Genomic DNA, 12,794 nt, shown 5'->3' with positions numbered 1-12,794 from the left:
CATGGCTGAAATTAAAAATTTTGCTGCTTATGTTGAGAAGGTCCAGAATAGATTGAGCGAATTGCATGGAATTAGATTAGACGCAAATGTAATTGATTTAGTTGTAAAGGAAACAACTGATTTAATTATCAAAGAGTACCTTACTGCTCCTGAACAACCACAGCAACCACCGCAGCCGCCGCCACAACCAGAGCAACCCCGATCAAAAGACATAACTCCAAACCTTTCCATCTTATCTACTCCATTCGCTGACAAACCACCTTATGCAAGAAATGTTTGGGACATGCAGACCTTTGACAACAAAGTTTATTTTGGATATGGAAATGCCAGTAATTACGGTCCATCTGGTTCTGTCAACGGTGCATGCGGAAGATGCATTGGGCTGCCTTTACCGGCTGGTTGAATTTGGACTTTCAATACAGGAGATTGAGCAGACATTGCTTGGCATCGTTTCACAACGTCTGCTTTCACTGTTGTGCCCGTATTGCGGAGATCAATGTGAGTCTTACTGTTTTATGCAAAGACATAATAAACGCATAGGTTTATATGAATTGTTGTCAGAATCCGGGCTGGAAAAAGGGATGGAATGGATCCGTGGCAACTCGGATCGACCGGAGGGTTTACGAACATTGAATTATTATATGAAACAGGGAATGGCGCTGGGCTATCTGCCTATGAACACTCTTTACCGATGGGGGGTGGGCCGGTGAGAAAAAAAGAAAAGAGCTGGACCAAAAAGCAGCAGGGGGACTTCCTGCTTCGATTGGGTGTATTGCTTGAACAGGGATACACTCTTCCCAAGGCGATCTCCATTCTTAAGCTTCATCAGCAACAGTGGATGAAGAAGGGGATGTACAGAGTATATGATTCTCTTGTGAAAGGTTATTCTCTTCATGAAGCACTCGCGTCAGAAAAATTTTCGAGCGAAGTTTTAGGATTTTTGGAGCTGTCCGAAAAGCATGGTGATTTGTCCTTCAGTGTAACCGAAGGCGGCAAGATGCTAAGAAAAAAAGAAGAGATAAAGGAACGGTTTTTAAAAGCCATACGTTATCCCGTGTTTTTGTTTTTTATTGTTCTTTCCGTTTGTTTTATTATGTTCCGCTTGCTTATTCCTCATTTTCTCTCGCTGTACTCCTCATTGAATATTGATTTTCCCTGGTTCACCACCTTTATGATTGATTTTTTGAAAAAAATTCCCTACCTTCTGGGAGTGATGTTGGCAGCAGCGGCAGCCATAGGCGCTGCTTATTTCCTGCTGACAAAAAATATGCACCCGTCCCGAAAAATAGGCATTCTGCTTCGGGTTCCACTGTTGAACAAACTTCTTGCTGTTTGGATTACCCACCAGTTTTCCATGCAGATCGGCAGTCTTCTGAAAGGAGGGCTGGCGATTAATGACGCGCTCGTCATCCTTGAAGGCAATCAGTATCTGCGTTTTTTCCGGTATGAGGCCGCCAAGATGAAGCAGGATCTGCTGAACGGGTTGAAGTTTGAGGATATCATCGCACAGCGCCGTTATTTTGTGCCGGAGCTCTCTGTAATCATTGCGCATGGACATTCTTCCGGACTGCTCGGCAAAGAGTTGATTAACTACAGTGAAATGCTGATTGGCTATGCAGAAGAAAAATTGTACAGGTACATTGTTATTGTTCAGCCCGTATTGTTTCTTTTTATAGGAAGCACCGTCCTGGTTATGTTTGTATCGATGCTGCTTCCTATGTTTAACATGATGAATTCCATTAAATAAAAGAGGTGGCTTTAATGAAAAAATTAAACGAAGATGGCTTCACCCTGATCGAGATGATGATTGTGCTCCTTATTATTTCCGTTCTCCTTATGATAGCTTTGCCGAGCATGGCAAAGAATCTCGGTGTGGCAAAAGACATTGGCTGCAAGGCGACGATTGATCTTGTTCAGGGGCAAGTTGGCGCGTATGAAGCGGAAAAAGGGGAAACGCTGAATAATTTAGATGATCTTGTAGATGATTATGTAGATACTGTAAAGTGCCCAAATGGCAAAGCGTTAGAGCTTAGAAACGGGAAAGTGGTTGAAGCGGGAAGTTGATGTAAACGGATACTCCTTGATTGAACTGCTGATCGTGCTCTCGATCAGCAGCATCTTGCTAGGAGTAACGGCAGTTTCATTGCAAAGCTTCTATAAAAGCAGGGAGGTGCATTTCTTTCTGGATCAGTTGAAAAAAGATTTGTATTATACCCAGCGTCAGGCGGTAATGCAGCAAAAAGTGGTTTTTCTGCACATTGACCCGGGTCAGCATAAATATATGATTGGCAGCGGATTAAGCATATACAAAGAAATTAAGTATGCGGATCAGGTTCTTGTGGAATCTTTCACTATGACGATGAAAATTAACTATACAAAAAATGGAACCATCAGCTCGTCAGGCACATTGCTAATCAAAACGGAGGCTGGGAAATACCGGCTGGTGTTTTTACTGGGAAAAGGGCGTTTTTATGTGGAAAAAATGTAATGGGTTTTCTCTTTTGGAAACTCTTCTTGCATTAAGTGTGCTATCTATCGTGATTGGTGCGGCTGTTCCCGTCCTTTACCGTATTTATCATGAGCGCTTCACGCTTCAGCAGCAACGCGAAGCGCTGGAGCTTCTGGCCAATAAGCTCAGTGATGAAAATTCTTTTGAAGATGGGACTGTAACAGGAGAGACAGGGGAGTTCCGATGGGAATCCCGGGAAGGAGCGCCTTGTATTGCGTTTACCGGTAAGAATAAAAGGATTTACAGTGAATGTGGTGTAACCAAAAGATGGATTCAAAGCCAAACGGCTTTACCCTGATCGAAACTGTCGTGGCTCTTTCAATTTTCCTGCTGCTTGCCTCGTTTTCCCCCCTTTTAATAAAGGTTCTTTCCCCTCCGGCAGAGAACAGGGTTCCTGCAGAAGAGCTGGAATCTTTCTATCTGTCCATTGGTCCTTTGATCCGGGAAGCCAGCCAGGTCACAGCGACTGGCGACCGGTTGAATCTTACGTCCGATTCGGGCCAGCAAGTCACCTTTTCTTTCTATGAAAACAAAATCCGCAAACAAGTCAATGGCCAGGGACATGAAATCTGGCTGTTTTCTGTCAAGCAATTCCGCCCCATCATTACCGATTCTTCCGTTACACTAGTGATTACCGATATCGCTTCCCATGTGTATAAACGGGTTTTTGTGCGCAAGACAGGGATTTCTCCATGAATGAAAAAGGATATATTTTCCCTGTGGTACTGGTGTTCTGCCTGATTATTTCCATGCTGACTGCTCATCAGCTCTTTATGTATTTGGGAGAAAGGCAGTTTTTAGCCGACCAGAAACACCGCTTTCAGCTTGATCAGATGATTGAGAAAACAAGCAGGGAGACCTTCCATGCTTTAAAACAGAACAATGAGCCGCCCGGCAGATTTGATTTCAATGAAGGAGCAGTAGACTGCCAATTAATCAAATCAAACCTTCCCGTTATTCAAATAACTTTATCGGCCAGTTTGAAAAACCTTCAGACAAAAAGCGTAATTATATATTATAATAGCGAGACAAAAAAGATTACGAAGTGGGTGGAGGGTACAAGTTGAAGCCGATATATTTAACAGGATTCATGGGGTCAGGCAAGACGACGGTGGGCTCCCTGCTCGGTGAAGAGCTGGACTTGCCGGTCATTGATACCGACCATGTGATAGAAGAAACGTACGGAAAAAGGGTTGCTGAAATCTTCGCCGAAGATGGAGAAGCGGTTTTCCGGCGCTATGAAGCTGCCATTCTCGCTGAGCTGCCAACAAAAAATGCCGTCATTACAACAGGCGGAGGGCTGGCGGTTTCCGCGGACAACCGGAAATTTATGTTGGACCATGGATTTGTCATTTTTTTAAGCTGTTCCCTGGAAACGATTTTTGAACGGCTGAAAGAAGACACAAGCCGGCCCCTGTTTAATCAGGAAAAAAAGAAGGACATGCAAAAGCTGTACGAATCGCGGCTTCCGTTTTACAGGGATTGTCACTGGGTGTTTGAGACCGGTGAGTGCCATCCGGAGGAAGCGGCCAAACGAATTGCAGCAAGGTTAAAGCGTTCAGAATTGGGATACACTGGGGACAAACGATAAAAAGGTGTTGTTTTCCTTGAACGCGTATTTTAAATTTCTGATCGAATCTTTTGTGAAACGGCTGAGCCGCACACAGGAGGAAAAAGTGTATATGAAACAGCAAAAAGCGGAGCGGAAACAGCCAGTTCTCGTTGCGCTTTTTGGCATGCTGCCGTTCTCTCTTGGAATGGTGTTTAAGAAGAACAAAAAGTAGCGATGCCGCGAGAGGCTCTAACATTGTTCATTTTGTAAATTATATGATAGGGTTGAAATAACTCATAAATGAAGAAGTGTGGTAATGATGGGAAATGAAAAAGCATTGCTGGACCGGCTGAAACGGCCCCTGAAAGATTTGCGGATTTCCGTGACAGACCAATGCAATTTTCGGTGCACGTATTGTATGCCCAAAGAAATTTTTGACAAGGATTATCCTTTTTTGGAAAAGACAGAGCTCCTAAGCTTTGACGAAATTATAAAGGTTGCTGAACGTTTTGTTGCCTCAGGTGTAACCAAGCTGAGAATTACGGGCGGTGAACCGTTGATGAGAAAGAACCTTCCGGAACTTATTGGAGAATTGAACCAGCTCAAAGGTCTGGAAGATATTGCTCTCACAACAAATGGTGTTCTTTTGCCGCGTGTTGCTCATGACTTAAAGAAAGCCGGGATGGACCGGGTTACGGTCAGCCTCGATTCTCTTGATTCTGAACTTTTTGGCCGGATTAACGGCAGGGGAATCGGAGTGGAGCCGGTGCTTGAAGGCATGAGAGCTGCCCATGAAGCAGGACTGAAGGTAAAAGTTAATATGATGGTCCGTAAAGGAGTAAACGAGCAGGAAATTCTCCCGATGGCCAGCTATTTTAAGAAGACACCTTATATTCTCCGCTTTATTGAATTTATGGATGTGGGCACAACGAACGGATGGAACATGAAAGAAGTTGTAACGAAGGAAGAAATCCTGAAGATTCTTCAAAGTGAATTGCCTCTCCATTCCGTTCCGGAAAATTATTATGGGGAGGTCGCTTCCCGCTATCAGTTTGCCGACGGGGAAAATGAGATTGGCATCATTTCGTCAATCAGTGATTCCTTTTGTTCCACCTGCACGAGAGCAAGGTTGTCTGCAGACGGAAAGGTATACACCTGTCTGTTTGCTGCAAATGGAACCGATATTAAAACGCCCCTTCGGGAAGGGGCGTCAGATCAAGAGCTGGATGCACTTATTTCCCGGATTTGGGAAAACCGGACCGACCGTTACTCCGACGAACGCAGGGACGGCGCGGCAAAACGAAAAAAAATCGAGATGTCTTACATTGGGGGCTGAGTTCAGCCCTTTTTTTGTTGCCTTAATTAGGACATGGCTGTTTCTGACAGGTAAAACAAACCACCATTGATAATATCCACATTAATTTTTGGCTCATATTGGGTTCGGAGCGCTTCTTTTTCCACGTGGTAGTATTCCGGTTTATCTTCTTCATCTTCGTAAAAGCGGTCCAAAAGCTCCTCGTCCTCACGCCATCTTGCCCTGGCATCTTCTGCCCAGCTGTGGTCATCCTGCTGTATTTCCTGTTCCACAAGCGCTTCCATCCGTTTTAAACCGCTGAGCGGCCGGATAAAAGGGGAAAGGGTGTAACAGAAATCAGGAATCTTCCGGGTCAGCGGAAGCTCAGTGAGTTTGTCATGAAAGGACTCTACCATGCGGCCGGTAATTAGATGGATGCCGTATGAGGAAATCCGGTCTTTTTTGCGGTCACACTGGTAAGAGGTTTTCATATTTACACAAAGCCATGGGTGAAGAGCGATATTTTGACCAGTATGCTGAGCGATGGATTCATACATACGAATGAAAGATCCCAGTTTCTTGGTGGAAGCAAAAATTTGATGTAGCCGGGGTGATCCAAAATGGATAAACTCTCCGCCGCCGTCCTGCGGCGTTTGCTGGCCCGTTACAAGTGTGAGAGCCATGGGGTTCGGAACACCACCTGTCTTCTCAAGATAGTGCCAGTAGAACGGACGATTCATTAATAGTTTATCGAGTTCCACAGTCAGCTGAATCTTCATGTAGCTTGGATGCCGTGCTTCGACACTGCATTCGTTGGCTTCGAAATAACGTTCAAGAAAATGATGAATCTCGTGCTGCTGCATGTTCTTCCCATCCTTTCTTTTTTATGCCGCCTTCAAGATTGATCAACGATGCGAGATTGTCCATTTTCACCTTCATTTCTCCCTCGCTTTCCGAATTTAGCATAATGTCAGAAATGTAAGTTTCAATGTTTTTCAGTTCGAATTTAGCAAGAATCTCATCCAGCTCGCCGATTACACTTTCGAACAGATTAATCTTGTTATAGAGAAGGTTCAATATGCGTTCTTCGATGGTATTTTCTGTTGCGAAATTATAAATATGGACATCGCCTTTTTGCCCGATCCGGTGGATACGGCCAATCCGCTGTTCAATCCGCATTGGATTCCACGGCAGGTCATAGTTGATGATATGCTGGCAGAATTGGAGGTTAATTCCTTCACCGCCGGCTTCTGTGGCAATAAGCACCTGTGCATGGTTTTTAAACAGATGGGTCATATAATCCTTCTTGCTCCGTTTAAATCCGCCGCGGAACGGGACCGAAGAAATGCCATGCTGCTGCAGATACCATTGCAGATAAAGCTGGGTGGCACGGTATTCGGTAAAGATGATCACTTTGTCATTGATCGATTGGACGAGCTCGAGTGTTTTCATCGCCTTGGAGTTTTGGGTGACCTCTTCCACCTTTTTCATGACAGGAACGATGGTATGCTCGGAATAAGGATCCTTTTGAAGCATGTTTTTTAGTGTAAGGAAGCAGGCTTCTCTTGAGCTGCAGACTTCACGCTGCAGGGTAAGAACAGAAAATTTGCTCCGGCTGAACTGAGGCAGCTCTTTTAGATCCGAAATGCTGTTGTACAGATTTCTCTCGGTTTCGGAAAGGGTGATGGGGATGGTTTTAACAAACCGTTTGGGCCATTTTAAACCGGTTTCTTCCCTTCGGTTCCGCACCATCACTTTGTTCACAAGCTGTTTCAGCTTTTCCTCGTTCTTCAGGGAGTGCTTGTCATTTCTGAAGTCTTTATCAAAGTTTTCCTGATTGCCCAGATGCCCGGGTTTTAATAAGGAAACCAGATTAAAGATTTCCTCTACCCGGTTCTGAACAGGAGTAGCAGTAAGAAGAAGACAGAATTTCTTTTTTAAATGCTGCACAAATTCATAGTTTTTCGTGTTTTTGTTTTTAAGCTTGTGAGCTTCATCGATCACGATAATGTCATAATCCTGGTTCAGCACAATATCCCGGTGAGGCTGGCGTTTTGCGGTATCGATGGAGGACACGACGACTTCGCACTGTTCCCAGACATAAGATTTTTTCTGCGCAACCGCGGGAATGAAGAACTTGGAGTTTAATTCTCCGGTCCACTGCAGGACAAGGGAGGCGGGAACAAGGATAAGGACCTTTTTCGCAAGTCCCCGGATCATGTATTCCTTGAGGATCAGTCCGGCTTCAATTGTTTTTCCAAGCCCGACCTCGTCAGCCAGGATGGCTTTTCCGTTCATTTTTTCGATTACAGTTTTCGCAACCTCCAGCTGATGGGGAAGGAAGGTAAGCTGCGGAAGATGTCCCGGCGCCTGCAGGCCGAGAAAATCGGGAATGGAAAGATTCTTTTCCGCTTCAAGCGCAAGGTTATATAACTCCCATTTTGTCCAGGGTCCATCATCGTCCATCCGTTTAATAAATTCATCATGCCATTCCCGGTTAAAGTTAATATTAAGATTCATGGCCTGGCTTCCTTTCTATGTATCATAATCTGTTTGTACACAACGGTTTTCAATTCTCAAAATTGCGTTGCTTTTTAAACTAAAATAATGATAGGATAATAATGTGTTTCCAAGGCAAAACCTATTTACTAGTATGGACGATGGACAAAAATAACATACTTGCGAATGAAAGCAAGAGGAGAGACTATTTCGGTAGCGCCGAAGGAGCAAGCAGGAGCGAAACTCTCAGGCAAAAAGACTCTTGTTTGACGCGTCTCTGGAGAGCGTCCACTATGGACCACCAACGAAGAAACGATGGGGCAAGCCCCTTTCCAAACTTACTGGTTGAAGGACAGAGGGATACCTGACTAATGGTATTTCTCTGTCCTTTTTTGTGTTTTCCATATTCTGCAGGCGGATGGTTTATTTACTTGGAATTTTTTGAATATTACCAATGATGAATGAAAGGGAGGAAATGTAATGGGGGACTTAAAGCGCACACCACTTTTTGATATTTACAAAGGCCATGGCGGAAAAGTGATTGACTTTGGAGGCTGGGAGCTTCCTGTCCAGTTTTCCCGTATTGGCGAGGAACATGAAGCGGTTCGTACGAAAGCCGGACTGTTCGATGTATCGCACATGGGTGAATTTGAGGTAAAAGGAGAGGGCGCAAGCGCTTTTTTACAGCGTATGCTTACCAATGACATTTCAAAATTAAAAGAAGGCGGGGCTCAGTACACGGTGATGTGCTATGAAAATGGCGGCACGGTTGACGACCTGCTGGTATATAAGTACAGCGACCAGCACTACCTGCTTGTGGTTAATGCTTCCAACATCGAAAAGGACTTTGACTGGCTTGAGTCTCATCTGGATGAAGGGGTTGAGCTAACCAATATTTCTGCAGAAACGGCCCAGCTTGCACTGCAGGGACCGCTCGCAGAAAGTATTCTTCAAAAGCTGACAGATACCGATCTGTCCTCCATTGGATTTTTTAAATTTCAACGTGATGTCAGCCTTAAGGGGATTCAAGCGCTCGTGTCGCGCACAGGCTATACGGGCGAAGACGGATTTGAAATTTACAGCTCTCCTGAGGCGGCGGTCAAGCTTTGGGATATGATTCTTGAAGCGGGCAAGGAAGAAGGCGTGGTTCCTTGCGGGCTCGGAGCACGAGATACCCTCCGGTTTGAAGCGAAACTGGCACTTTATGGACAGGAGCTTACAAAAGACATTACCCCGATCGAAGCGGGGATCGGCTTTGCGGTAAAAACGGATAAAGAAGCTGATTTTATCGGCAAAGACGTATTGAAGAAGCAGAAGGAAGAAGGGGCGCCAAGAAAACTGGTCGGTCTTGAGATGATTGATAAAGGTATTCCGCGTTCTCACTATGAAGTGTTCAAGGATGGCGAACAGATTGGTGAGGTCACAACCGGAACTCAATCACCAACCCTGAAAAAGAACCTGGGGCTCGCGCTCATCAATTCAGAATTTGCCCAGCTAGGAACCGAAGTAGACGTGCAAATCAGGCAGAAACGCTTGAAGGCGGTTGTTGTAAAATCGCCATTTTATAAACGCAGCTAATCAAAGCCCCAAGGGAGGACACTGTTATGACATTTCGTTATTTGCCAATGACCGAGCAAGATAAAAAGGAAATGATGGAAGCGGCCGGTATTTCATCCACAGAGGAACTCTTTAAGGATATTCCGGAAAACGTACGCTTTAAGGGCGATTTGCAGATCGAACCTGCACTGCCGGAGCCGGAGCTTGTAAAGTATATGTCTGCGCTGTCGCAGAAAAATATCAACACTAAGGATTATGCAAGCTTTTTGGGAGCCGGGGTGTACGATCACTACACGCCTTCCATTGTGAACCATGTAACATTGCGTTCAGAATTTTATACGGCCTACACTCCCTATCAGCCGGAAATCTCCCAGGGGGAACTGCAGGCGATCTTTGAATTTCAAACGATGATCTGTGAGCTTACAGGAATGGATGTGGCGAACTCGTCTATGTATGATGGCGGAACAGCCTTCGCAGAAGCTGCTCTCCTGTCAGCTGGACAGACCAAACGCAAAAAAATCATTGTATCCAAAAGTGTTCACCCCGAATCTCTTGCGGTGCTTCAAACCTATGCCAACGGACAGCGGCTTGAGGTGGTGGAAGTGGGAACAAAGGATGGATTGACGGACCTTGAAGAATTGAAAAACGCGGTGGACAGTGAAACCGCCTGTGTCCTTGTTCAATATCCAAACTTTTTTGGCCAGGTGGAACCGCTTAAGGACATTGAAGAAATCGTCCACAGCGAAAAAGCGATGTTTGTTGTATCGAGCAATCCATTGTCTCTCGGTGTATTGAAGCCGCCAGGAAGCTTTGGAGCGGATATTGTAGTAGGTGACGCTCAGGTATTCGGGATTCCTCAGGGTTTCGGCGGCCCGCACTGCGGTTATTTTGCCGTAACTAAAAAGCTGATGAGAAAGGTCCCTGGACGGCTTGTCGGCCAAACGGTGGACGAAAACGGGAAACGCGGTTTTGTTTTAACTCTGCAGGCGCGTGAGCAGCATATCCGACGCGATAAGGCGACGTCCAACATCTGTTCCAACCAGGCGCTGAATGCACTGGCTGCATCTGTTGCCATGACAGCTCTCGGCAAGCAGGGTATCAAAGAGGTTGCGGTGCAAAACATCCAAAAAGCACATTATGCCAAAAACCTTCTGTTGGAAAAAGGGTTCAGCATTCCGTATGAAGCGCCATTTTTCAATGAATTTGTCGTGAAGCTGAATGGGCCGGTCAAAGAAATCAATAAAAAGCTGATTGAACACGGAATGATCGGCGGCTATGACCTAGGAAGGGATTTTCCTGAACTTGAAAATCATATGCTGATAGCCGTCACCGAACTGCGCACGAAGAGCGAGATTGATAAACTGGCAACTGTATTGGAGGGGCTATAATGAACACTCAAGATCAGTCACTTATTTTTGAACTGTCGAAAGAAGGCAGAGTAGGTTACAGTCTCCCGGCTCTTGATGTACCGGAAACAGACCTTGGTTCACTGCTGCCGGATGATTACGTGCGCACTGAGTCTGCTGAGCTCCCGCAAGTGTCCGAGCTGCAAATCATGCGTCACTATACCGCGCTTTCCAAACGCAATCACGGGGTCGACTCCGGATTTTATCCGCTCGGCTCGTGTACGATGAAATATAATCCGAAAATCAATGAAGATGTGGCCCGCTATGCCGGTTTTGCACAAATTCATCCTCTTCAGGAAGAAGAAACGGTTCAGGGTGCCATGGAAATGATGTATAACCTGCAAACATCGCTGGCCGAAATTACCGGCATGGACGAAGTAACGCTTCAGCCTGCTGCAGGTGCCCACGGCGAATGGACCGGTTTGATGATGATCCGTGCCTACCATGAGGCCAACGGAGACGATAAGCGCACAAAAGTGATCGTACCCGATTCTGCACACGGAACCAATCCTGCATCTGCCACAGTCGCCGGCTTTGATTCCATCACTGTAAAATCGGATGACAGGGGACTCGTGGACCTTGATGATTTAAGACGTGTGGTCGGAGAAGATACCGCGGCACTCATGCTGACCAATCCGAATACGCTCGGCTTGTTTGAAGAGCATATTCTTGAGATGGCGGAGATCGTTCATGAAGCAGGCGGAAAGCTGTACTATGACGGTGCCAACATGAACGCCATCATGGGCTATACTAGACCGGGAGATATGGGCTTTGATGTTGTCCATCTTAATCTTCATAAAACCTTTACAGGACCGCACGGCGGGGGAGGACCAGGATCAGGGCCGGTTGGCGTGAAAAAGGATCTGATTCCGTACTTGCCGAAACCGGTGCTGATGAAAAAAGGAGAAGGCTATACGTTTGAATACGACCGTCCGCAGTCCATAGGCCGCGTTAAACCGTATTATGGAAACTTTGGCATCAATGTTCGTGCGTATACGTATATTCGCACAATGGGACCGGTCGGCCTGAAGCAGGTGTCCGAGTACGCTGTGCTGAATGCCAACTATTTAATGAGAAGGCTCGAGCCGTATTTTGATCTGCCGTTTACCCAGCATTGCAAGCATGAGTTTGTACTGTCGGGAAGAAGACAGAAGAAACTGGGTGTTCGAACCCTTGATATGGCGAAACGCCTGCTTGATTTCGGCTACCACCCGCCGACCATCTATTTCCCGCTTTCTGTCGAAGAAGCGATCATGATTGAGCCGACGGAAACGGAATCCAAGGAAACACTCGATGAATTTATCGATGCCATGATCCAAATTTCAAAAGAAGCAGAGGAATCACCTGAGGTCGTGCAGGACGCCCCTCACTCGACGGTCGTGAAGCGGCTGGATGAAGCACTGGCAGCCCGTAAACCGGTATTACGTTATGTAAAGTAGAGGGAAGACAAACAAAAGGTTCGGGAAATTTTCCCGAACCTTTTGTTTACAATTATGAAGATTTAACCTTGCCAGACCATTTTTTAAATCCGCCTCTTAATTGAGAGAGATCCGTATATTTGTTTTTGCGTAAGAATTGTGCCGCTCTGGCGCTGCGCATGCCGCTTTCGCAATATAGATAAACCGGCTTGTCCGGGCGAATTTCCATTTTACGCTGCTTCATCTGGGTAAGGGGAATGTTTCTGGCACCAAGGATGTGTCCTTTTTTAAATTCGTCGGGTTCACGCACATCGATCAGCTGTGCTTTTCGGTAGCCTGCCCTGAATTCCTCTTCACTCAACGTCTTCAAGTATCTCTTTTGATTCATGGCAGTTACTACGAGATAAGCCAGTACGGCTGCCAAAATAACAAGAACGATAATCCATTCCATATGCCTGCACTCCTTTTTTATATCTCCTCTAATTATATCTTCACTGAGCGCCAGAATCAAAAGAATAATATTAAAAATTGGCAGTACTTTGTGTTTTGACAGAAGTAA

Annotated in this window: 17 protein-coding genes and 1 riboswitch; of the genes, 14 read left to right on the top strand and 3 right to left on the bottom strand. The window is 45.7% G+C overall.

Annotated elements, in window-relative coordinates:
* The first annotated feature begins 1 nt into the window (after position 1).
* From QYB97_RS12515 to moaA, 11 genes are all read left to right on the top strand, one after another.
* A complete protein-coding gene (locus tag QYB97_RS12515) occupies positions 2–403 on the top strand; it encodes a hypothetical protein (protein WP_301166348.1) in 402 nt (133 codons plus the stop codon).
* The gene (locus tag QYB97_RS12510) at positions 294–710 is read left to right on the top strand and encodes an ATPase, T2SS/T4P/T4SS family (protein WP_301166347.1); all 417 of its coding nucleotides are present in this window, start codon (positions 294–296) and stop codon (positions 708–710) included. The genes QYB97_RS12515 and QYB97_RS12510 overlap by 110 nt, the downstream gene beginning before the upstream one ends.
* Entirely contained in the window at positions 707–1,747 is a 1,041-nt protein-coding gene (gene comGB / locus QYB97_RS12505; protein ID WP_301166346.1) for a competence type IV pilus assembly protein ComGB, read from the top strand. Before QYB97_RS12510 ends, comGB begins: the two co-directional genes overlap by 4 nt.
* 14 nt (positions 1,748–1,761) lie before the next feature.
* Complete coding sequence (gene comGC / locus QYB97_RS12500; RefSeq protein ID WP_301166345.1) at positions 1,762–2,064, top strand: competence type IV pilus major pilin ComGC; 303 nt, start codon at positions 1,762–1,764, stop codon at positions 2,062–2,064.
* Positions 2,048–2,488, top strand: a complete 441-nt coding sequence (gene comGD / locus QYB97_RS12495; RefSeq protein ID WP_301166344.1) for a competence type IV pilus minor pilin ComGD — start codon at positions 2,048–2,050, stop codon at positions 2,486–2,488. Before comGC ends, comGD begins: the two co-directional genes overlap by 17 nt.
* The gene (locus tag QYB97_RS12490; RefSeq protein WP_301166343.1) at positions 2,472–2,807 is read left to right on the top strand and encodes a type II secretion system protein; all 336 of its coding nucleotides are present in this window, start codon (positions 2,472–2,474) and stop codon (positions 2,805–2,807) included. Before comGD ends, QYB97_RS12490 begins: the two co-directional genes overlap by 17 nt.
* Complete coding sequence (locus QYB97_RS12485) at positions 2,777–3,205, top strand: competence type IV pilus minor pilin ComGF (protein ID WP_301166342.1); 429 nt, start codon at positions 2,777–2,779, stop codon at positions 3,203–3,205. Before QYB97_RS12490 ends, QYB97_RS12485 begins: the two co-directional genes overlap by 31 nt.
* On the top strand, positions 3,202–3,576 hold the full coding sequence (gene comGG / locus QYB97_RS12480) for a competence type IV pilus minor pilin ComGG (protein WP_301166341.1): 375 nt from the start codon (positions 3,202–3,204) through the stop codon (positions 3,574–3,576). The genes QYB97_RS12485 and comGG overlap by 4 nt, the downstream gene beginning before the upstream one ends.
* Positions 3,573–4,100 carry a shikimate kinase gene (locus tag QYB97_RS12475; protein WP_301166340.1) on the top strand — a complete coding sequence of 176 codons (528 nt, stop codon included), beginning with the start codon at positions 3,573–3,575 and terminating at the stop codon, positions 4,098–4,100. Before comGG ends, QYB97_RS12475 begins: the two co-directional genes overlap by 4 nt.
* Before the next feature lie 16 nt (positions 4,101–4,116).
* Positions 4,117–4,293, top strand: a complete 177-nt coding sequence (locus QYB97_RS12470) for a YqzE family protein (protein WP_301166339.1) — start codon at positions 4,117–4,119, stop codon at positions 4,291–4,293.
* Between the two features lie 84 nt (positions 4,294–4,377).
* Entirely contained in the window at positions 4,378–5,397 is a 1,020-nt protein-coding gene (gene moaA, locus QYB97_RS12465; RefSeq protein WP_301166338.1) for a GTP 3',8-cyclase MoaA, read from the top strand.
* A 26-nt stretch (positions 5,398–5,423) separates the two neighbouring features.
* Here the strand turns inward: moaA and QYB97_RS12460 are convergent, their stop codons facing one another.
* Together QYB97_RS12460 and QYB97_RS12455 are read right to left on the bottom strand one after the other, a co-directional pair.
* Positions 5,424–6,218 carry a YqhG family protein gene (locus QYB97_RS12460; protein WP_301166337.1) on the bottom strand — a complete coding sequence of 265 codons (795 nt, stop codon included), beginning with the start codon at positions 6,216–6,218 and terminating at the stop codon, positions 5,424–5,426.
* Positions 6,187–7,875 carry a DEAD/DEAH box helicase gene (locus QYB97_RS12455; protein WP_301166336.1) on the bottom strand — a complete coding sequence of 563 codons (1,689 nt, stop codon included), beginning with the start codon at positions 7,873–7,875 and terminating at the stop codon, positions 6,187–6,189. Before QYB97_RS12455 ends, QYB97_RS12460 begins: the two co-directional genes overlap by 32 nt.
* Before the next feature lie 165 nt (positions 7,876–8,040).
* Positions 8,041–8,126: riboswitch (glycine riboswitch) on the top strand.
* Between the two features lie 208 nt (positions 8,127–8,334).
* Here QYB97_RS12455 and gcvT point away from each other — a divergent pair.
* The 3 genes from gcvT to gcvPB are packed head-to-tail and all read left to right on the top strand — an operon-like array spanning position 8,335 to position 12,256.
* Positions 8,335–9,432, top strand: a complete 1,098-nt coding sequence (gcvT, locus tag QYB97_RS12450; protein ID WP_301166335.1) for a glycine cleavage system aminomethyltransferase GcvT — start codon at positions 8,335–8,337, stop codon at positions 9,430–9,432.
* Between the two features lie 26 nt (positions 9,433–9,458).
* A complete protein-coding gene (gene gcvPA, locus QYB97_RS12445; RefSeq protein WP_301166334.1) occupies positions 9,459–10,799 on the top strand; it encodes an aminomethyl-transferring glycine dehydrogenase subunit GcvPA in 1,341 nt (446 codons plus the stop codon).
* The gene (gene gcvPB, locus QYB97_RS12440) at positions 10,799–12,256 is read left to right on the top strand and encodes an aminomethyl-transferring glycine dehydrogenase subunit GcvPB (RefSeq protein ID WP_301166333.1); all 1,458 of its coding nucleotides are present in this window, start codon (positions 10,799–10,801) and stop codon (positions 12,254–12,256) included. Before gcvPA ends, gcvPB begins: the two co-directional genes overlap by 1 nt.
* 52 nt (positions 12,257–12,308) lie before the next feature.
* On the opposite strand, the gene QYB97_RS12435 is transcribed toward gcvPB, so the two are convergent.
* Complete coding sequence (locus QYB97_RS12435; RefSeq protein WP_301166332.1) at positions 12,309–12,686, bottom strand: rhodanese-like domain-containing protein; 378 nt, start codon at positions 12,684–12,686, stop codon at positions 12,309–12,311.
* Positions 12,687–12,794 lie beyond the last annotated feature (108 nt).

The sequence above is a fragment of the Fictibacillus fluitans genome, assembly GCF_030418125.1.
Classification (GTDB): Bacteria; Bacillota; Bacilli; order Bacillales; family Fictibacillaceae; genus Fictibacillus_C; species Fictibacillus_C fluitans.
This window is presented reverse-complemented; position numbering and strand designations above follow the sequence as displayed.

Excerpts from the sequence above, each read along its gene's own strand:
- QYB97_RS12515 (WP_301166348.1), top strand. The coding sequence starts at position 2 with ATGGCTGAAATTAAAAATTTTGCTGCTTATGTTGAGAAGGTCCAGAAT.
- comGC (WP_301166345.1), top strand. The coding sequence starts at position 1,762 with ATGAAAAAATTAAACGAAGATGGCTTCACCCTGATCGAGATGATGATT.
- QYB97_RS12490 (WP_301166343.1), top strand. The coding sequence starts at position 2,472 with ATGTGGAAAAAATGTAATGGGTTTTCTCTTTTGGAAACTCTTCTTGCA.
- QYB97_RS12485 (WP_301166342.1), top strand. The coding sequence starts at position 2,777 with ATGGATTCAAAGCCAAACGGCTTTACCCTGATCGAAACTGTCGTGGCT.
- comGG (WP_301166341.1), top strand. The coding sequence starts at position 3,202 with ATGAATGAAAAAGGATATATTTTCCCTGTGGTACTGGTGTTCTGCCTG.
- moaA (WP_301166338.1), top strand. The coding sequence starts at position 4,378 with ATGATGGGAAATGAAAAAGCATTGCTGGACCGGCTGAAACGGCCCCTG.
- QYB97_RS12460 (WP_301166337.1), bottom strand. The coding sequence starts at position 6,218 with ATGCAGCAGCACGAGATTCATCATTTTCTTGAACGTTATTTCGAAGCC.
- QYB97_RS12455 (WP_301166336.1), bottom strand. The coding sequence starts at position 7,875 with ATGAATCTTAATATTAACTTTAACCGGGAATGGCATGATGAATTTATT.
- gcvT (WP_301166335.1), top strand. The coding sequence starts at position 8,335 with ATGGGGGACTTAAAGCGCACACCACTTTTTGATATTTACAAAGGCCAT.
- gcvPA (WP_301166334.1), top strand. The coding sequence starts at position 9,459 with ATGACATTTCGTTATTTGCCAATGACCGAGCAAGATAAAAAGGAAATG.
- gcvPB (WP_301166333.1), top strand. The coding sequence starts at position 10,799 with ATGAACACTCAAGATCAGTCACTTATTTTTGAACTGTCGAAAGAAGGC.
- QYB97_RS12435 (WP_301166332.1), bottom strand. The coding sequence starts at position 12,686 with ATGGAATGGATTATCGTTCTTGTTATTTTGGCAGCCGTACTGGCTTAT.